18 protein-coding genes are annotated in these 18167 nt (G+C 66.6%); 10 read left to right on the top strand and 8 right to left on the bottom strand.

Annotated elements, in window-relative coordinates; all coding sequences use genetic code 11:
• The 7 genes from G7Y50_RS07040 to G7Y50_RS07010 form a co-directional block, all read left to right on the top strand.
• A partial coding sequence (locus G7Y50_RS07040) for a transglutaminase-like domain-containing protein (RefSeq protein WP_165057004.1) occupies positions 1-979 on the top strand: 979 nt, incomplete at its 5' end.
• Between the two features lie 83 nt (positions 980-1062).
• Entirely contained in the window at positions 1063-2148 is a 1086-nt protein-coding gene (locus G7Y50_RS07035) for a type II secretion system F family protein (protein WP_165053616.1), read from the top strand.
• A 55-nt stretch (positions 2149-2203) separates the two neighbouring features.
• A complete protein-coding gene (locus G7Y50_RS07030; RefSeq protein WP_241156473.1) occupies positions 2204-2479 on the top strand; it encodes a hypothetical protein in 276 nt (91 codons plus the stop codon).
• On the top strand, positions 2476-2973 hold the full coding sequence (locus tag G7Y50_RS07025; protein WP_165053622.1) for a DUF4860 domain-containing protein: 498 nt from the start codon (positions 2476-2478) through the stop codon (positions 2971-2973). The genes G7Y50_RS07030 and G7Y50_RS07025 overlap by 4 nt, the downstream gene beginning before the upstream one ends.
• 1 nt (position 2974) lies before the next feature.
• The gene (locus tag G7Y50_RS07020) at positions 2975-3661 is read left to right on the top strand and encodes a hypothetical protein (protein ID WP_165053625.1); all 687 of its coding nucleotides are present in this window, start codon (positions 2975-2977) and stop codon (positions 3659-3661) included.
• Complete coding sequence (locus G7Y50_RS07015; protein ID WP_165053628.1) at positions 3658-4161, top strand: S4A5 electrogenic sodium bicarbonate cotransporter 4; 504 nt, start codon at positions 3658-3660, stop codon at positions 4159-4161. Before G7Y50_RS07020 ends, G7Y50_RS07015 begins: the two co-directional genes overlap by 4 nt.
• Positions 4162-4169: 8 nt before the next feature.
• Positions 4170-5243 (top strand): type IV pilus twitching motility protein PilT, encoded by a 1074-nt coding sequence (locus G7Y50_RS07010; protein WP_165053632.1) that lies wholly within the window; start codon positions 4170-4172, stop codon positions 5241-5243.
• A gap of 71 nt (positions 5244-5314) precedes the next feature.
• Here the strand turns inward: G7Y50_RS07010 and G7Y50_RS07005 are convergent, their stop codons facing one another.
• The 6 genes from G7Y50_RS07005 to rlmD form a co-directional block, all read right to left on the bottom strand.
• Entirely contained in the window at positions 5315-8263 is a 2949-nt protein-coding gene (locus G7Y50_RS07005) for a hybrid sensor histidine kinase/response regulator (RefSeq protein ID WP_165053635.1), read from the bottom strand.
• A gap of 111 nt (positions 8264-8374) precedes the next feature.
• Entirely contained in the window at positions 8375-8743 is a 369-nt protein-coding gene (locus G7Y50_RS07000; protein WP_165053638.1) for an Hpt domain-containing protein, read from the bottom strand.
• 60 nt (positions 8744-8803) lie between these two features.
• Positions 8804-10933 (bottom strand): diguanylate cyclase, encoded by a 2130-nt coding sequence (locus G7Y50_RS06995; protein ID WP_165053641.1) that lies wholly within the window; start codon positions 10931-10933, stop codon positions 8804-8806.
• A gap of 385 nt (positions 10934-11318) precedes the next feature.
• The gene (locus G7Y50_RS06990) at positions 11319-12110 is read right to left on the bottom strand and encodes a Maf family nucleotide pyrophosphatase (protein WP_241156474.1); all 792 of its coding nucleotides are present in this window, start codon (positions 12108-12110) and stop codon (positions 11319-11321) included.
• Between the two features lie 24 nt (positions 12111-12134).
• Positions 12135-13316: a tRNA lysidine(34) synthetase TilS gene (gene tilS / locus G7Y50_RS06985; RefSeq protein WP_165053644.1), complete on the bottom strand. Its 1182-nt coding sequence runs from the start codon at positions 13314-13316 to the stop codon at positions 12135-12137.
• Between the two features lie 98 nt (positions 13317-13414).
• Positions 13415-14971 (bottom strand): 23S rRNA (uracil(1939)-C(5))-methyltransferase RlmD, encoded by a 1557-nt coding sequence (gene rlmD, locus G7Y50_RS06980; RefSeq protein WP_165053648.1) that lies wholly within the window; start codon positions 14969-14971, stop codon positions 13415-13417.
• 101 nt (positions 14972-15072) lie between these two features.
• Between rlmD and G7Y50_RS06975 the strand changes: the two genes are divergently transcribed.
• Positions 15073-15441, top strand: a complete 369-nt coding sequence (locus G7Y50_RS06975; protein WP_165053651.1) for a phage holin family protein — start codon at positions 15073-15075, stop codon at positions 15439-15441.
• A gap of 85 nt (positions 15442-15526) precedes the next feature.
• Here the strand turns inward: G7Y50_RS06975 and G7Y50_RS06970 are convergent, their stop codons facing one another.
• Positions 15527-15793, bottom strand: coding sequence for a hypothetical protein (locus G7Y50_RS06970; protein WP_165053654.1), 267 nt, complete (start codon positions 15791-15793; stop codon positions 15527-15529).
• The gene (locus tag G7Y50_RS06965) at positions 15790-16077 is read right to left on the bottom strand and encodes a hypothetical protein (protein WP_165053657.1); all 288 of its coding nucleotides are present in this window, start codon (positions 16075-16077) and stop codon (positions 15790-15792) included. Before G7Y50_RS06965 ends, G7Y50_RS06970 begins: the two co-directional genes overlap by 4 nt.
• Before the next feature lie 612 nt (positions 16078-16689).
• Between G7Y50_RS06965 and G7Y50_RS06960 the strand changes: the two genes are divergently transcribed.
• Positions 16690-17196, top strand: a complete 507-nt coding sequence (locus G7Y50_RS06960) for an RNA polymerase sigma factor (RefSeq protein ID WP_241156475.1) — start codon at positions 16690-16692, stop codon at positions 17194-17196.
• Complete coding sequence (locus G7Y50_RS06955) at positions 17189-18166, top strand: hypothetical protein (RefSeq protein WP_165053660.1); 978 nt, start codon at positions 17189-17191, stop codon at positions 18164-18166. Before G7Y50_RS06960 ends, G7Y50_RS06955 begins: the two co-directional genes overlap by 8 nt.
• The last annotated feature ends 1 nt before the right edge of the window (position 18167 follow it).

Here is an 18167-nt window from a genome sequence, read left to right as displayed (position 1 = left end):
CACCGCCGCGCGCTCCGCGCGCCCGGCGCACCGCGGCATCCCGCGCGCCGCCCGCGCGCTGCTCGCGGCGGCCCTCGCGCTGGCGGCGGCGCTGTCCCTCGCGGCGTGCGGCGGGAACGCGCAGGGCGCGAGCTCGAACGCGGCCACGGGCGGCACGACCTCGGGAGCCGCCTTCGAGCAGGCCGCGCCCGCGCTGGCCCCCTTCGACGCCGCCGCTGCCGTGAACAGCAACGGCGCGCTCATCGACACCTCGCACACGAGCGAGGGCTACGTGGCCGTCTCGGCCACCTCGTCGGCGCGCCTGAAGTTCGAGGTGGCGCAGGGCGGCGTCAGCTACTACTACGACCTCCCCGGCGACGGCACCCCCATCGCGTGCCCGCTGAACATGGGCGACGGCAGCTACACCTTCTGCGTGTGGGAGAACACCTCGGGCACGCGCTACGCGGCGCTGTCCGACCAGGTGCCGGCCACCGTGCAGCTCGCCGACGAGTTCCAGCCCTTCCTCCGGCCCAACCGCTTCTGCGACTTCGACGAGGCGAGCGAGAGCACGCGCCTCGCCAGCCAGCTCGTCGCGGGCGCGCAGAACGAAGGCGACGCGCTGCGGGCCATATGCGAGTGGGTGTGCGCCAACGTGACGTACGACGAGCAGAAGGCCGCCTCCCTCGTCGACGCCACCGGCTACGTGCCCGACCCCGACGCCACCATCGCCTCGAAGAGCGGCATCTGCTTCGACTACGCGTCGCTCACGGCGGCCATGCTGCGCAGCGTCGGCATCCCCTGCAAGATAGTCACCGGCGACGTGGCTCCCGACGGAATCTACCATGCCTGGAACATGGTGTACATCGACGGGAGCTGGGTTGCCGCGAGCTTCACCGTGAGCGAGAACACCTGGACGCGCGTCGACTTGACGTTCGCCGCCGGCGGGTCGGCAGACTTCGTGGGCGACGGCAGCTCGTACACCGACCGATACGTCTACTGACATCGCGCGACCAGGCAAACAGCAGCTCAGAGACACCGAGATTGAGACACAGAGAGACAGAAAGACAAGGAGCGAACACGGACATGGCAACAAAGATGCTCGAAAGCGGCGCGCTTTCCGCCTTCTGCGAGAGCCTGGCCATCATGTACTCCGCCGGCATCCAGACGGACGAGGCGCTGTACCTGCTCGGCGAGGAGCAGCAGGGCGCCGGCGCGCGCAAGGGCGCCCAGGAGGACGCCGGAGGCTTCAAGGCCGCATGCGGCGACGTGTACGCAGCGCTCGTCGAGGGGAGGCCGCTCGCGAAGGCGCTCGAGCTCAGCGGCGCGTTCCCCGCCCATCTGGTGAACATGGTGGCCGCGGGCGAGAGCTCGGGCCGCCTCGAGAGCGTGCTGTGGAGCTTGGCGAAGCACTACGACGAGGAAGACCGCCTCTACGCCAAGACGCGCAGCGCCATCGCGTACCCGGCTGCGCTCCTCTGCGTGATGTCAGTGATCCTGCTGTTCGCCGCGGCGGTGATCCTGCCCGTGTTCGTCGACGTGTACGAGGGCCTCTCGGGCGACCTGACCGCCGGCTCGTTCGCCTACGTGAACGTGTCCATCATCATCGGCTGGGCGGCGCTCGCCGTCACGCTTTTGTGCACGGTGCTCGTGCTCGTGGGCATGGCCGTGGGCTCGACGCCGGGCGGGCGCGAGAAGCTCGTGCACCTGCTCGAGAAGGTGCCGGCCACGCGCGACCCCATGCGCCAGATCGCCATCGCGCGCTTCACCGCGGCGCTGGCCACGTTCATCTCGGCCGGCATCGACACCGACACGGCCATGCAGCGCGCGGTCGACATGGTCGAGCACGCCGAGCTGCACGACGAGCTCGCGCGGGCGCGCGACGTCATGGTTGACCCCGCGCAGGGCAAGAGCCTCCCGCAGGCCATCTCCGAGAGCGGCGTGCTCGAGCCCATGTACGCGCGCATGCTCATGGTGGGCTCCCGCACGGGCAGCTTGGAGACCGTGCTCTCGAGCTTGTCCGACACGTTCTTCGACGACGCCGTCACCCGCATCGACAGCGTGATCGACAGCGTGGAGCCGACGCTGGCGGCGTTTTTGACCGTGAGCATCGGCGCTACGCTGATCGCCGTGATGCTCCCGCTGATCGGCATCATGAGCTCGATAGGATAGCGCCATGCATCGCGAGCTTACACGAGAACAGGCAAGGCGCCGAACGCGGCGGCGCATGGGCGCGCTCGTTGCGGCCGTGCTCGTCGTGGTGGCGGGATGGTTCGCATACGGCCAGATCAGCGCGTCGCTGCGCGAGCAGGGCGAGGTGTCGGTGCGCAACGCCATCCTGAGCAGCGCGAAGCAGTGCTGCGCGATCGAGGGGTCCTACCCCTCCTCGCTCACCTACCTCGAGGACAACTACGGGCTGGTGGTGAACCACAGCGACTACGTGATCACCTACAGCGTGTTCGCGGGCAACGTGATGCCCAACGTGGTGGTGTTGGCGAAATGACCGGGTACGAGACGACGCGGGGCGCGCGGACGAGCGAGCAGGGGCGCGGCGGGCGGATGTTCGCCACGCTGCTGTTCGCCGTCATCACGCTGTTCCTGCTGGTGGCGCTTCTGGTCGGCATGAGCGCGTACCGCTCGGCGAACGCCATGCGCACCGAGGCCGACGAGATGCGCCTGGGGCTGTCATTGCTGTCGAACTCCGTGCGCACCAACGACGTGACCGACGCCGTGGGCGTGGCCGCCGGACCCGAGGGCCCGGCGCTCGTGCTGACCGAGCACCTCGAGGCGGGCACCTACGAGACGCGCCTGTACTGGTACGAGGGGCATGTCATGGAGGAGTACACGCGCGCGGGCTCGGCGTTCACGCCCGAGCGGGCGCGCGAAGTGGTCGAGTCGAGCCGCTTCGACTTCGAGTACCGAAACGGGCTCCTGACCATCTACACCGACCAGGGCTCCGCGTGCGTCGCCCTGCGCAGCGTGCGAGGAGGTGCCTGAGATGCCTGACGTCCTGTCCGACCAATACGACCAGCACGACACGACGGCCGCCAACATGGAGCGCATGCGCCGCCGCGCCCGCCCGGTCGAGCAGCGGACGCGCCACGAGCGCGCGTTCGTGGTGGAGGCGCTGTTTTTGCTCGTGTTCATGATGGGCTCGCTGGCGGTGCTCACCGGGCTCATGGTGTCGTCCTACGAGCGCGGCGCGGCGGCCGACGACCTGTCGTACGCCGTGGCGCTCGCGTCGAACGACGCCGAGGCGTTCGCGGCCGACCCCGCGGGGCAGAGCCGCGGCGCAACGGGCGCAGGCCTGGGCGCGAGCGCGGGCATCGCCGAGGGCTTCCAGCTCACGCGCGACGTCGAGCAGCACGCGCAGGAGGCGGGCGTGCTCTACGAGGCGCACATCACCGTCTCGCGCGACGGGCACGCGATCTATGCGCTCGACACGGCGCGCTACGTCTCGGACGCGGCCGTGGCTGCGCGGGCGAGCGGGGCCACGCAGGCCGTGAGCTTCTCGAGCTTCTCGGTCGCGGACGAGTTCTCGACCCTCACGGGCACCGCGAGCCTCGCAGGCGGCGCGCTCGCCGCAGACGAGGCCGCGCACGACGCGGGCAGAACCGCGAGCCCCGCCGACGCAGCTGCGCTCGCCGCAGGCGGCGCGCGTGAGCGCGAGGAGGTGGAGCTATGAGCCGCAACTCCCACGCCGGGCAGGGCGGGTCGGTGCGCATCGGCCCGGTGAGCCTGTTCTCGCTGGTGATCGTGCTGTGCCTGGCCGTCATGGCCGTGCTCGCCGTGACCACGGCGCAGGCCGCCTATAGCGCCGCCGAGAAGCAGGCGCGCTTCACCACCGACACCTACGTCAACGAGCAGGCCGCGCAGGGCTTCGTCGCCGAGGTCGACGGGGCGCTCGCCGCCGTGCGCGCAGGCGCAAGCGCGGGCGCCGAGGGCGACACCGCCAGCGCCGCCCTGCTCGCCGTGCAGGACGTCATCAGCGGCTACGAGGACGCCTACCTGCAGGGCAGCCAGGCCTTCGTCGAGTTCACCTGCGACAGCGGCCGCACGCTCTCGGTGGTCCTCACCATACGCCCTGACGCCACCTACGAGATCTCTCAGTGGCGTGCCACTACCCAATGGAATGAAGCCGGCTCTGGCGAGGTGCTGTGGTCGGGCTCCGCTCAATCACGATAGGAGAAAACATGGAACTGAAACAGCTGCTCAAGGACATGGTGGACGTGAACGCGTCTGACGTCTTCATCATCGCCGGCCTGCCTCTGACCTACGAGGCGAGCGGCCGGCAGATCCGCCTCGACATCGCCCCGTTCATGCCTGCCGACACCAAGGAGATCGTGCGCAGCATCTACGCCGTCTCCGGGCGCAGCATGGACGAGTTCGAGCGCAGCTACAACCACGACGACGACTTCTCCTTCGCCATCGCGGGCATCGGCCGCTTCCGCGTGAACATCTTCCGCCAGCGCGGGTCGTACGGCGCGGTGATCCGCGTGATCCCCTTCGGCCTGCCCGACCCCGCCGCCTTCCACATCCCCGACGAGGTGCTGCGCCTGACGCAGTTCCAGAAGGGCCTCGTGCTGGTGACGGGCCCGGCCGGCGTGGGCAAGTCCACCACGCTCGCATGCATCATCGACAAGCTCAACCACGAGCGCACGGGGCACATCGTCACCATGGAGGACCCCATCGAGTACGTGCATCGCCACGGCACGTGCATCGTGACGCAGCGCGAGGTGCCCACGGACGTGGCCACGTACGGCGAGGCGCTGCGCTCGGCCATGCGCGAGAGTCCCGACGTCATCCTGCTCGGCGAGATGCGCGACCAGGAGACCATCGGCACGGCCGTCACCGCTGCCGAGATGGCGCAGCTGCTGTTCTCGACGCTGCACACCTCGGGCGCGGCGAGCACGGTCGACCGCATCGTCGACGCGTTCCCGGCCTCGCAGCAGCGCCAGATCCGCATCCAGCTGTCCATGGTGCTGCGCGCCATCGTGAGCCAGCAGCTCGTGCCCACGATCGACGGCGGCGTGATGCCGGCCTTCGAGATCATGGTGACGAACACCGCCATCCGCAACCTCATCCGCGAGGCGAAGACGCACCAGATCGACAGCGCCATCGCCGCCGGCGGGGCCGAGGGCATGCGCACCATGGACCAGAGCCTCTTCGAGCTCGTGAAGTCGGGGAAGGTGGCGAAGGAGGTGGCCCTGCAGTACGGGCACCACCAGGAGGCCCTCGCGAAGCGATTCGAGGTGGAGGGGCTGTAAGACAAGCCGCCTCAGAATAGCGAAAGGGCAGGCGCGTTATCGCGCCTGCCCCTTTTTCATGCTCCCTTCCCTTACCCTAGGAACTCGGTGAGGACCTTCATGAGGGTGTCGATCTCGAGCGGCTTGGTCATGTGGGCGTTCATGCCCGCGTTCAGGGCGCGCTTCACGTCGTCGGCGAAGGCGTCGGCGGTGAGCGCCACGATGGGCAGCGCCGCGAGGTCGGGACGCCCGGACAGGCCCATCGAGCGGATGGCGTGGGCGCAGTCGTAGCCGTTCATGATCGGCATCTGCCCGTCCATGAGCACCAGGTCGTAGTAGCCCGGCGGGTTGTCCCGCAGCATCTCGATCGCCACCTTGCCGTTCTCGGCGCGCTCGCCCGCGGCGCCGGTGAACGACAGGATGTCGAGCCCGATGGAGGCCGCGATCTCGTTGTCCTCCACCAGAAGGATGCGCTTGTCGGAGAAGTCAGCCTCGCGCAGAAGGTCGGTGTGGTCGCGCGCGTCCTCGTGCCGCCCCTCGCCCAGAAGGTCGTTCATCACGTGGATCAGGCGCGACTTGAACAGCGGCTTCGACACGAACGCGTCGATGCCGGCCATGCGGGCCTCCTGCTCCACGGCCATCCAGTCGTACGCCGACAGGATGATGATCGGCACGTGGTCAGGCAGGAACTTGCGCATCTCGCGCGCCGTCTCGATGCCGCTCTTGCCCGGCATCTTCCAGTCGAGGATGACCGCCGTGAACTCGTCGCTCGTGTCGTACGCCTCCCTCACGCGCGCGATGGCGGCGTCGCCGGACAGCACGTACTCGGGGTTCATGCCGATCTCCTCGAGGAGCTCGCAGGCGCCCTCGCACGCCGTCTCGTCGTTGTCGGCCACCAGCACGTTGAGGTCGGCCAGCGCCGTCGTGTCCTCGGCGTCCACCTCGCGCAGCTTCAGGTGCACCGTCACGATGAACGTGGTGCCCTCGTTCAGCTTGCTCTTCACGTCGATCGTGCCGTTCATCAGGCTCACGACGCTCTTCACGATGGACATGCCCAGGCCCGTGCCCTCGGAGTTGGTGACGCGGTTGTCGTTGGCGCGCGCGAAGGGGTCGAACACGCGCTGGACGAACTCCTCGCTCATGCCGCAGCCCGTGTCGGTGAACGTGAACTCGTACTGCGCGCAGCCGCTGATGCGCGACGGGATCTCCTTGATGGTCATCCCGATGGTGCCCTCCTCGGGCGTGAACTTCACCGAGTTGCCCATGATGTTCACGAACACCTGCTGCAGGCGCATGAAGTCGCCCACCACGTGCTCGTGCGTGACGCTGGAGATGTCGACCTTCAGGTGCTGGTGCTTGGCCGCCACCTGCGGGTGGATGATGGTGAGCAGGTTCTCCACGGCCTCGGGCAGGTCGAAGTCGTCCTCGGACAGGCCGATGTTGCCGCTCTCGATCCTCGCCATGTCGAGCACCTCGTTGATGAGGCCGAGCAAATGCCGGCTCGACACGGTGATCTTCTGCAGGCAGTCCTTCACGCGCTCGGGGTCGTCCATGTGCATGGTCGCGATGGCCGTGAGGCCCATGATGGAGTTCATCGGCGTGCGGATGTCGTGGCTCATGCTGCCCAAGAAGTCGCTCTTCGCACGCGACGCCTGGTCAGCGACGCGGCATGCGTCCTCGAGCGCCTCGCGGGCGCGTGCCTCCTCCTCCTTCACCACGGTCACGTCCTGCACGGCGTACAGCAGGCTGGCCGCGCGCCCGTCGGGGGTACGGCGCAGGCACACCATGGAGGGCTGCAGCCAGCGCGTCTCGCCCTGGAAGCTGACGCGGTACTCGAAGCGCAGGATCCGCACGCCGTCGTCGAAGTTGCTCTGGAGGACCGAGGTGTCGATCATCTCGCGCACCTTCTCCTGCTCGTCGTCGTAGACGGCCTGGCTGATCCAGTAGCTGGAGAAGTCCTCGATCTCGCCGCGCATGGGCAGGCGCCCGTCGAGGTCCTCGCCCTTGATGTACTCGTACTTGCCGTTTTCCAGGTCGAGGATCGCGAAGCGCTTGAACAGCTCGGATGACGCATCAGCCACGCGCACGAACTTGTCCTTCTCGAAGGCGATGGCTTTGTTCTCACGCGAGGAGCGCGCTATGATGATCGCCACGATGATGGAGAACACCACGATGATTCCCACGACGACCGCGATGCCCATGAAGTTCGTGCTCTCCACGAAGGAGCTGTTGATGTTGCTGGGGTAGGTGCGCACCAGCGTCCAGTCGTGGTCGGAGAGCTTCACCATGTAGGCGAGGCCGAGGCCGCGCGGCGACTCGTAGGAGAACGTCACGCTCTCGCCGCGCGCCAACGACTCCTGCATCTCGCCGACCGTGGTGCCGTCGGTGCTGTCAACCGAGGAGATGTCGAGCTTGTCGGAGGTGACCGTCACGAAGTTGCTCGAGCACGCGATGACGGTGCCGTCGGTGTCGCACAGGTAGGTGGACGTGTACTCGCTGAAGAACGTGGCCGAGATGGCCTCCTCGAGCAGGTCGTTGCTCCACACGCCCGTCAGGATGCCGAGGTACTCCTCCCCGTGGTAGACGGGCTCGTAGAACACGATGTTGAGCCCCTCGCCGATCCGCTCGTCCAAAAGCGCGGTGACGCCCGCCTGGGTGATCTGCGTCGTACGCGGGGGCGCTTCGCCGACCTTGCCGCGCGAGTTGTACGTGGTGCGGTCGGTCCCCTCGAAAGCCAGGCGCTCGAACGGCGTGCTCGCCTCCAGAAACGCCAGCTCCTTGCAGATCTCCTCGGCGCCTTGCGGGTTGGCCTCCTCGAAGATGATGCGCGACAGGTAGAGGCTCTGCTGCGAGAACTCGAACTCGCTGTCGAGGCGGTTGAGCACCTGGTCCGTGCTGGCCTCGAGGAACATCTCGTTCTGGGCGATCGTGCGCTGGTAGTTTATCATCAGAAACGCGCCGACGACCGCCACGATGCACAGCACTGCGACCGCCGCGATGCCGACGCGCCAGCGGAGCTCCTTCTTTTCATCACCTTTCATGATGAGAAACCTTCTTCTTCCGTCCTGCTGAAGTTCTCGTGCGCGATGGCGCCCCGCCCCCGGCCTCCCGCGAGGAAAAGCCGGGCGCCACCTTGCGCTTACCTGCTCGTTTTACGCGTTGATGGTCGCGAGCGCCTCGATCGTGAGCTCGTAGGCGCGCCCCACGTCCCCCATCAGCTGCTCGGCCGCCGCCACGTCAACCGCTCCGCCGTCCTTGGCGGGACGCAGCACGTCCGCGAGTGTGTCCGACGCCTCGAAGAGCGGCGTGAAGCCCAGGTCGCGGCTCACGCCCTTGAGCGTGTGGGCCGCGCGGAACGCCTCGGGGAGGCTGCCGGCCTCCCAGGAGCTCTTGAGGCTGGCAAACGTATCGTCGTGCGGGAACATGCCCACGAACTTCGCGACGCGATCGTCAGAGCGCAGACGGCCGCGCACCCCTTCCAGGTCGCCGCCCATCATGGCATAGCATGATTCCAGGGTCATGGTCTTACTCCTTGCGTCTCGTCGGCAGCGTCGTATGCGCCGCCAGGTCTTTCTTGTTCTTCATCGGGTAGACCCCCCCCCACGCCTCTCGAGGTTCTCGATGGCGAGCTCGTCGATGGGGGAAAGGCTCGTGTGGTCGTGCGAGAGGTCCACCTCGTCGGTGCAGAGCGCGACCGCGCCGCCGCCCGAGTGCTTCACGCGGTAGAGCGCGCGGTCGGCGTAGCGGAACATCTCGTCGTAGTCGTCGCCCACGACGACCGAGCAGGACACGCCCATGCTCGACGAGATCGGGAAGCCCCGGTACTCGCCGCGGATGAACCGGTGGATGCGCTCCGCCAGATGGCGCTGGTCGGTCTCGAGGTCGCAGCGCATGAACACGAGGAACTCGTCGCCGCCGATGCGCGCCACCAAATCGCCCTCGCGCACGCTCGCGCGCAGCCGGTCGGCGAAGTAGCGCAGCACGTGGTCGCCGAACTCGTGCCCGTAGGTGTCGTTGGCCTCCTTGAAGCGGTCCAAGTCCACGATCAGCATGACGAACTTGCTGTCGGGGTACGCCGACATGCGCTCGATGGCCAGCTTGCGCGCATACGCGTGGTTCGCCAGCGCGGTGAGCGAGTCATGCCACGCCTTGAACTGCAAATCGAGCATGAGCGAGCGCTGGTCGTGCACGTCGACGAGCTTGCCGATCGCGCCCGTGAGCACGGGAGCGTCGTCGTCCGACCACAGCGTGCGCGCCACCACGGAGAACCAGCGCGTCTCGCCGTGCACCACGCCGCACAGCTCGAAGTGGATGATCGGGTCGTCGGGCACGGCGGCCGTCATGCGGCGGCGCACCTCGTCCATGCCCTCCTCCCCGATCATGTCGAGGAGCGCCCCGTCCTCCAGCGGATTGGGCATGACCTCGGGAAGCCCCAGGTTGATGCGCCCGTAGTCAGACACCACCAGCATGGCGGGGTCGCGCGTGAACTCGAACTGCACCTCGTTGGACATCTCGGCGAAGAAGCTGTACTTCATGCGCTCGTAGTCGAGCAGGTCTATGGTGTGGCTCGTCACGGTGTCCTTGCGCATGTTGACCAGCGTGCTCGCCGTGTAGTTCGAGCCGAAGCCGCCCTGTCCGTCACGCGAGATGCTCTCCAGCTGGTCGTGGATGTCGTCGGCGTTCTCGCTGAAGCACTCCATGAGCAGCGGGTTGAACACGCCGCACTCGCCTCCCGTGATCATGGCGACGGCCTTCTCGTGGGAGTAGGCGGGCTTGTACACGCGCGCGCTCGTGAGCGCGTCGTACACGTCGGCCAGCGCGACCACCTGGGAGGACAGCGGGATGTCCTCGCCTTTCAGGCCGTCGGGGTAGCCGTGGCCGTCGTAGCGCTCGTGATGCCAGCGGCAGATCTCGTAGGCCGCCCTCACGAGCTTCTCGTCCTTGCCGGCGGGAAGGTTCTCGAGCATCTCGGCGCCCACGGCCGCGTGCGTCTTCATGATCTCGAACTCTTCCTTCGTCAAACGGCCCGGCTTGTTGAGGATGTCCTCCGAGATGGCGATCTTGCCGATGTCGTGCAGGCTCGAGGCCATCGAGATCATCGAGATGTCGTCAGCGGACAGCTGGTAGGCGTCGGTCTTGGCCACGATGTGGGCGAGCAGGATCTCGGTGAGGATGCGCACGCGCTGCACGTGCATGCCGCTCTCGCCGTTGCGGAACTCCACGATGTGGCTCAGGATGGACACCATGAGGTTGACGTCGCGCTCGCGCTCGTTGATCTCGTCGGCCACCATGCCGGCCAGCATGCGCTGCTTGGTGTAGAGCATGATGGTGTTGCGCACGCGGTGGCGCACGATGTTCATGTCGAAGGGGCGAGCCAGAAAGTCGGTGACGCCGAGCTCGTAGGCGCGCTCGATGTAGGCCGGGTCGCTCTCGGTCGACACCATGACCACGGGGATGTCCTTGATCCAGCCGCGCTTCTGCATGACCGACAGCACCGCGAAGCCGTCCATCTCGGGCATCACGTAGTCGAGCAGCACGAGCGAGATGCCCAGCCCCAGGTTGCTGATGGCGGCGATGGCTTGCTTGCCGTTCTCAGCCTCGATGACGTTGAACTCGTCGCCCATCATGTCGGCGAGCAGCGCGCGGTTGAACACCGAGTCGTCGACCACGAGCACGGTCTTCTTCTTGTTCTGAGGAGCGACGCTCAGCATGCGGGTCCCCCTCCCCGTTGACGATTCGTTTGCGAGCCAGCACGCACCTGCCAGTTCCTTTCGCTCGGCCGAATCCCACGGCGACGCCGCGCGCGCTGCATGCGCGCGCTGCCCCGCTTGATGGGCTTCTTCCCCATTTTATTGCGTTACCCACGATCATACCACGAAAAAGGCAGGCTGCACCCTGCTCAAACTTCAATATGTAGGCAAGCACCATGCGCCCCCGGGGTACCCGAATACGGGAAGCGAAGGGAGCGGGGGCGCGACCCCTCCGCGCGGGCGGCTTGCGGGCGGCGGGCAGCTCGTGCGGGAGGGCGGCTGCGGGGGATGCGGGGCGCGGGAGCGGGCAGCCTGCGAGCAGCTCGCGCGAGAGGCGGAGGGGCGGCTAGCGGGCGGCGAGCAGGTCGGGGAACTCGCGCACGAGGCGGGCGGCGGGCAGGCCGATGATGGTGTCGAGCGCGCCCTCGTAGCGCTCCACGAGCGCTGCGCCCGCGCCCTGGATGGCGTAGGCGCCCGCCTTGTCGAACGACTCGCCGCAGCGCAGGTAGTCGGCGATCTCCTCGTCGGTCAGGTCGCGGAAGGTCACGCGGCTCACGTCGGCGAACGTGCGGAACCCGAGCGACACCTTCTCGGCCTCGGGCGCCGCCACCATCCACACCGACACCGCCGTTATCACCTCGTGGGTGGCGCCCGACAGCGCGCGCAGCATGTGCTTGCCGTCGGAGAGCGAGCGCGGCTTGCCGAAGATCTGCCCGTCCTTCACCACCATGGTGTCGGCGCCGAGCACGATGAGCATGCCCGTGTAGTCCTCCGCGAGCACCTCCTGGATGACGGCGCCGGCCTTGCGCTCGGCGAGCTTCTTGCACGCCTCCTCGGGCTGCGCGGCCAGGTCGGGCTCGAGCGACTCGTCCACCGGCGTCACCGGCGTGCGCACCGTGAACGCAACGCCCGCCTGCTCGAGCAGCTCGCGCCGCCGCGGGCTACCGCTCGCGAGGATCACCTCGAACGCGGGCGCGCCCTCGGCGGCGGAGGCGCCTTCTGCCTGGCTGCCTGGTTGGTCGGTTGCCTGGTCGGTCACCTGGCTGGCTGTTTGGCTTGTCGCTTGCTCGCCCGGCTGGTCGGCGGCCTGCTCGCCCGGCTGGTCGGTCATCTGGTCGGTCATCTGGTTGTCCTGCATGCCTCGTTCCTCACGATCGCTCGTCTAGTTGCTCTGCTTGCCGTTCGAAGGCGCCTTCGCGTCCTTCTTCTTCCGCCGCGCGCGGAAGTACGCCATGGGCTCCACGCGCACGCCCTGCTTGTTGGCGCTCACCGCCAGGTCGCTCTGGATGTTGGCCACGTACCCGCTGGCTGGCGCGCCCGTCTGCGCGTCGAAGCCGTCGAGCACCGCCTCGACCGACGCCGCCTCGATGCGCGCCTCGGCCCCCAGCATGCGCAGCAGCAGCTGGCGCACGGCGCGGCGCTGCAGCGGGCGCGGGGAGGCGCCGAAGCCGGGCTGCAGCACGAAGCCCTCCGTGAGGTCGATCCCCCACTCCTCGTCCTGAGCCGCCCACGATACCTGCTCCTCGACCAGGCGCGCGGCCATCTCCTCGAGCATGTCGTCCTCGTCGGCGATGAGGTTCATCGACCGCGTGAGCGTGGCGGGCATGTGCTCGTCCCACTTCTTCGCGCGCGCGACGATGTTGTGGCGCACGAAGGCGCGGAAGCGGTCGGTGTGGGCGTTGGTGGCGTCCTCGCGCCAGAGCTCGCCGGCCGCGTCGCACACCACGCGCTGCCCCGCGCGCTCGCGTTCGTGCAGGTAGGAGCGCAGCTCGTCGCGCGTGAGGTCGAGCACGGGGCGCACCACCGGGCCGTTTCGGTAGCGCATGGAGCGGAAGCCCCCGGGGCCCGTGCCCACGATGGAGCGCATGTAGAAGCTCTCGATGCGGTCGTCGGCGGTGTGCGCTGTGAAGATGCGCCCGTCAGCCAGCGGGTACGCCTCGTGCTGGCACATCGAGCGCAGCGCCTCGTTCGCGGCCAGGTAGCGCTCGCGGCGCGCCACGGCCTCTACGTTCTCGTGCGTGCGCGCGGCCTCGGCGGCGATGTCGATCTCGCACTGGAACAGCGGGATGTCGAGAACGTGGGCGAGCTCGGCCACAAAGCGCGCGTCGTCATCGGCGTCGTCGCCGCGCAGCTTGTGGTTCACGTGCAGCATGGCGAGCGCGCCGAGGGCGCCCTGCGCGCGCAGCTCGGACGCGACGTAGGCGAGCGCCGTGGAGTCCGACCCGCCCGACACCATGAGCAGGGCCGCCGTGTCGGGGCCGGCCAACGCGTGGTCGGCCATGGTGCGCCGCGCCTGCTCGATCACGCGCGCCGCGATGGTTTCGCTTGCTTTTCCTTCAGCCATGATCAAAACTCCGAAGTTCCTTCCATGGGCTCGTCCACAGGTTCGTTCATGGGTCCACCGTGACCCCTTGCGACTTGGGAACCGAGCCCCTCAACGCTTCAACCCTTTGCACGCACCAGCTTGCAGATGCACTCCACGTGGTCGGTGTGCGGGAACATGTCGACCGGCCGCACCACCTCCACGCGGTAGCCGCGCTCCACGAGGTACGCCACGTCACGCGCCTGCGAGGCGGGGTTGCACGAGATGTACACGATGCGCGAGGGCGCCAGGCGCACGGCCGCGTCCAGGAAGCGCTCGGTGGAGCCCGCGCGCGGCGGGTCCATCATGACGACGAGGTCGTCGGCGGGGGCGTCCGCGGCGGGAGCGCTCGCGGGAACGCCGGCTACGGGGGCGTCCGCGGGAGCGTCCGCCGGGGCCGCGCCGAAGCTGCCCGCGGAAGCCGCGTCGCCTTCGCGCTCGTCCCCGGCGCGCTTCACGGCCAGCGCGGCCATGAACGCGCTCGCGTCGAGCGCCATGAACTCGGCGTTGTCGATGCGGTTGTGCCGCGCGTTCTGCTGCGCGTCGCGGATGGCCGACTCCACGTTGTCCACGCCGATCACGCGCCCGGCGCCGGCGCGCGCCGCCACGAGCCCGATGGTGCCCGTGCCGCAGTAGGCGTCGATCACCGTCTCGCTGCCGCGCAGGTCGGCCAGCGCCACGGCCTCGCGGTAGAGCACCTCGGTCTGCGCGGCGTTCACCTGGTAGAACGAGTGCGACGAGATGCGGAAGCTCAGGCCGCAGAGCTCGTCGAGGATGAACCCGGAGCCGAAGAGCACCCGCTCCTTCTCGCCGAGGATCACGTTGGTCTGGCGCGTGTTCACGTTCTGCACCACAGTGGTGACGGCCGGCGCACGGCGCACGAGCTCGCGGCAGAACGACTTCGACGAGGGGAACTCGTCGTCGTTGGTCACGAGCGTCACGAGCACCTCGCCGCTCGAGTGCCCCACGCGCACCACGCAGTGGCGCATGAAGCCCTCTCCCGTGTCCTCGTCGTAGGGAGCGATGTCCCAGCGGCGCATGAGGTCGCGCACCACGAGCGTGATCGCCTTGGCCGTCTCGTTCTCGAGCGCGCAGGTGTCGGCGGGGATGAGCTGGTGGGTGCCCTTGGCGTACATGCCGGTGAGGATCTCGCGATGCGCCTGCGGGCGCGCGGCCGGCTTGCCGCGGCGCGGCGGCGCGGCGGCCTTGCGGCCCGGCGCGTAGGGCGACACCACCTTGTTGCGGTAGTGGAAGGGGTCGTCCATGCCGAGGATGGGGCGCAGCGCCGTGAGGTCAGCGAGCGGCGCGAACAGGTCGATCACGAGCTGCTGCTTCTCGATGAGCTGCGCGCGGTAGGGCATGTCGAGCAGGCTGCAGCCGCCGCAGCGCCCGAACACCGCGCAGAGCTTGCAGCCCGGCGCCTTCGCCTGGGCTTGAGCCTTGGCAGGCCCCGACTTCGCGGCCTTCGCGCCGGACTTGCCCGCGCCCGCCTTCGGCACCTTGCCCTTCGCAGGCTGGGGCTTCGCGTGCTTGCCGCCGCCCGACGCCGCCTTCGCGCGCTTCGGCTTCGGCTTGTCGCCCTTCGCGCTTGCCGCGGGGCGCTTGCTGGTGCGTTGTGATGCGTTCTTCTTTTCCATGCTTACCATTTTGTCACATCGGTTACCGCGCGGCTTCGCACAAGGAGCTTTCACATCACTTTGCTATAGTGGACCAAACCTCTTCGCGAAAGGAAAGCCCCATGAACTTCATCGTCCGCTGGATCGTAACCGCCGTCGCCGTGGGCGCCGCCGTGTGGCTCGTGCCCGGCATCGACGTGCTGAGCGGTGACTCGTGGGCGGGCATCGCGCTTCTGGCGCTCGTGCTCGCGCTCATCAACCTGTCGGTGAAGCCCATCCTGCAGGTGCTCTCGCTGCCCGTGACGGTGATCACCTTGGGGCTGTTCTACCTCGTGGTGAACACCGCCGTGCTCTACCTCTCCGCCTGGCTGACGAACGGCCTGTTCAACGTCGGCTTCGAGATCGCCACCTTCGGCAGCGGGTTCGTGGCCGCCATCGTGATCTCCATCGTGTCGGGGATCGTCAACGGAATCATCGGCGGCAACGACTAGCACCCGCAAGCGCAGGCGCGCCGCCCGCAGGGCGGCCACAAGAGATTCCTCGTCGGCAGCCCCTCGCAGAACCGACACGCGCGCCTTAGCGCGCAGCCCGCTGGTGGACGAGGCCGAGAACGAGGAAGTCGTCCTCGTTCACCGGCACGTAGATCACGTCGAAAGGCGCGACGCTTATCTTGCGCGCCTCGGCCCCGAAGCTTCGCCTGAGTCCGGCAGGCACCTCGCGCGAGCCAAGCACGGGGACGAAGGGCAGAAGCTCTATCGCCTCGAAGATGGCATCCTCGATATGCTTTTCTCTCACCTGGAGCATGTCCTCGAGGAAGCTCTCGGTATATATGATTTCGCTCATTGCGCGGCCCGCAGGGCGGCCAGCTTCGCGCGCGCGGCGTCAGCTCCCACGACGTAGCGCCCCTCTTCGTAGTCGCGCGTCCCTCGGGCGATCACCGAGGCGACCGACGCCTCGTAAAGCGCCTCTTCGACAGCGTTTTTCACCCTGCGCTCAAACGCCTCTTCCGAGGCGAAGATCCATGCGGCCGCCCCGTTCTCCGTTATGCGGACGACGTCCTCGCTTGCCGCCTCCTTGACCTTGGCCTGCTGCTTGGTGAGAGCCGTGATGGGAAAGATCGCCTCCATAGCCGCTCCTTGTCAATGGTATAACCAGATTATCGTCTGATTATACCATGCATGGAAGAACTGCGCGCACCAGTCAATGCGCAAGTCATCCATGCGGCCTGCGGTGATACTAGTTTTGGCAAGTTTTCGCTACCAGTTTTGGTAAGATATAGAAACTAGTTTTGGCAACCAATCGTCCTTTCGATTGATTCGGTTGATTCTTTGCACTAGTCAAGGCTTATACTTCATTTTCTCACAGTCCCCGTATCTGACCCGTCTCTACGACAAGATGATGGAGCGAGTAAAGCCGACTCCTTGCCCCAGAAAGATAACCGTTTCCTTCGTTCTTGAGAATTCAAAGCCGATCGATGCGGAAAGGCGGCCGAAAAGCGCACAACCGCTGGTGTCATCCTGCGTAGCGCGAATGAAGTGCCTTATGACCTCCGCGGATTTCAGAGCAGAGGATGAGCAAATTGCGCTTTTTTCAACATTGGCGCAACATAATCAAGCCTTCATACGTATTCCTGCTAGACACGCGAGTGAGAAGGAGGCTTCATCGCCCTCACCATGATGCCTTCCACTCGCCGTAGCAAATTCGATTCATGGCACGTATCCGCTTCAAAGGAGCGCTGATTGAGCTTGTTCAACAGAAAAAGCGCTTATGACGTCGACGTCGACGAGGCCATCGACGTCTGGGGCGACACTGTCATGAGGGTCGCTCAACGCCTCACAGGGAACACAGCCGATGCCGAAGACGTATTTCAAACCGTGTTCATGAGGCTCTTGAGATCGAAGGTTCGCATAGAAAGCGACGAGCACTTGAAAGCCTGGCTCATAAGGGTCACCGTCAACTGCTGCTACGATGTGCTCCGCAAACGAAGACCAACTGCGATCCTCGACGAGGAGAGCGCGATCACAAGAGACGAGGATCCGTGCCTGTCGAAAACACCCCTTGAGAGTGCAATCGATGCGCTTGTGCCGCCGATCAGGAGAACCGTGATACACCTCTACTACTACGAGAACTATTCGACGGAGGAAATAGCCTCGATCATCGGCGAGAAGCCAGCGACCGTGAGGTCGCATCTCCACAGGGCGCGAAAGGCGCTCCGAATATCGCTGGAAGGAGCAGGCGATGAATGAAGGCGAGTTCAGGCGGGCCTACGCACGCATCGAGGAAAACGTGAGGGCAAGCGATGAGCTGAAACGCAGGACGAGGCAGGCTCTCGGACTGCCGGACAAACCCGAAGCGAAGAACGCTTCCACGTCTGCTAGGAAAATGAACGCTCCGAGGCGAAGGCGCATCCCCACACGAAAGCCTAACGGCGGCGCAATCATCCCCTCATCGGCATGGAGAACGGCTCTCGCCGCATGCCTAGCCATCATCGCAGGCGTGGGACTTCTGTTCGGCGCTTGCATGCCCGATAGAATAGGAGCAGCCCTCTCCGGAAACTCCTTCTCACTCATCGCCTATGCGGAAGAGCCGTCGCGAGCAGGAGACGATTCGGCGGGGATCGGACTTGAGAAATTCTACCCTTCGCGCACCAGCGCAGGATACCTGTACGACGCGACAACCGACACGGTGAGTCGGGACGTAGTTGCCGTCAGCAGGTGTTATGTCTTCGATATGACCGTCGCCGGCAGAAACGTGAACACAGTGGAGTATTCGATAGAGGGCGAGGGGGTCTCCTACGGAAGCTGGAAAAGCAGCCAAGGAAGCGAGGGAACCCTCGCAGAGGAGTCGTCGAACTCGTTCGTGATTCCGTTCAACGACGGCGAGCCAGTCGTGAGGGAGATCAGACTCGACTACGTACTCGACGACGAGGAGAGGGGCAGGTTCGATAGCCTCTACGAGACCGATGACGCGGACGGGATGGAGACGCTACTCGCCACCTGCGATGCCAAGCGACTCGCAAACGTCACCGTCATCGCCACCGCAACATTCTCCGACGGCACCTCGCGGACAAAGTCCTATGGGCTCGAACCCGCCGAGGGCTTCGAGGGCATGTACCGCGCCTGTCTGTCGCAACTGCCAGACTCGGCCGGCGCCGAGGCGTGGACCTCCCTGTCAGGGGAGCCCTCGCTGTTTAATCTCGTGGAGAAAGTACGCTAGG

Source organism: Adlercreutzia sp. ZJ176 (assembly GCF_011038975.1).
Taxonomy (GTDB): domain Bacteria; phylum Actinomycetota; class Coriobacteriia; order Coriobacteriales; family Eggerthellaceae; genus CAAEEV01.
This window is presented reverse-complemented; position numbering and strand designations above follow the sequence as displayed.

Excerpts from the sequence above, each read along its gene's own strand:
- G7Y50_RS07035 (WP_165053616.1), top strand. The coding sequence starts at position 1,063 with ATGGCAACAAAGATGCTCGAAAGCGGCGCGCTTTCCGCCTTCTGCGAG.
- G7Y50_RS07030 (WP_241156473.1), top strand. The coding sequence starts at position 2,204 with ATGGGCGCGCTCGTTGCGGCCGTGCTCGTCGTGGTGGCGGGATGGTTC.
- G7Y50_RS07025 (WP_165053622.1), top strand. The coding sequence starts at position 2,476 with ATGACCGGGTACGAGACGACGCGGGGCGCGCGGACGAGCGAGCAGGGG.
- G7Y50_RS07020 (WP_165053625.1), top strand. The coding sequence starts at position 2,975 with ATGCCTGACGTCCTGTCCGACCAATACGACCAGCACGACACGACGGCC.
- G7Y50_RS07015 (WP_165053628.1), top strand. The coding sequence starts at position 3,658 with ATGAGCCGCAACTCCCACGCCGGGCAGGGCGGGTCGGTGCGCATCGGC.
- G7Y50_RS07010 (WP_165053632.1), top strand. The coding sequence starts at position 4,170 with ATGGAACTGAAACAGCTGCTCAAGGACATGGTGGACGTGAACGCGTCT.
- G7Y50_RS07005 (WP_165053635.1), bottom strand. The coding sequence starts at position 8,263 with ATGAAAGGTGATGAAAAGAAGGAGCTCCGCTGGCGCGTCGGCATCGCG.
- G7Y50_RS07000 (WP_165053638.1), bottom strand. The coding sequence starts at position 8,743 with ATGACCCTGGAATCATGCTATGCCATGATGGGCGGCGACCTGGAAGGG.
- G7Y50_RS06995 (WP_165053641.1), bottom strand. The coding sequence starts at position 10,933 with ATGCTGAGCGTCGCTCCTCAGAACAAGAAGAAGACCGTGCTCGTGGTC.
- G7Y50_RS06990 (WP_241156474.1), bottom strand. The coding sequence starts at position 12,110 with ATGCAGGACAACCAGATGACCGACCAGATGACCGACCAGCCGGGCGAG.
- tilS (WP_165053644.1), bottom strand. The coding sequence starts at position 13,316 with ATGGCTGAAGGAAAAGCAAGCGAAACCATCGCGGCGCGCGTGATCGAG.
- rlmD (WP_165053648.1), bottom strand. The coding sequence starts at position 14,971 with ATGGAAAAGAAGAACGCATCACAACGCACCAGCAAGCGCCCCGCGGCA.
- G7Y50_RS06975 (WP_165053651.1), top strand. The coding sequence starts at position 15,073 with ATGAACTTCATCGTCCGCTGGATCGTAACCGCCGTCGCCGTGGGCGCC.
- G7Y50_RS06970 (WP_165053654.1), bottom strand. The coding sequence starts at position 15,793 with ATGAGCGAAATCATATATACCGAGAGCTTCCTCGAGGACATGCTCCAG.
- G7Y50_RS06965 (WP_165053657.1), bottom strand. The coding sequence starts at position 16,077 with ATGGAGGCGATCTTTCCCATCACGGCTCTCACCAAGCAGCAGGCCAAG.
- G7Y50_RS06955 (WP_165053660.1), top strand. The coding sequence starts at position 17,189 with ATGAATGAAGGCGAGTTCAGGCGGGCCTACGCACGCATCGAGGAAAAC.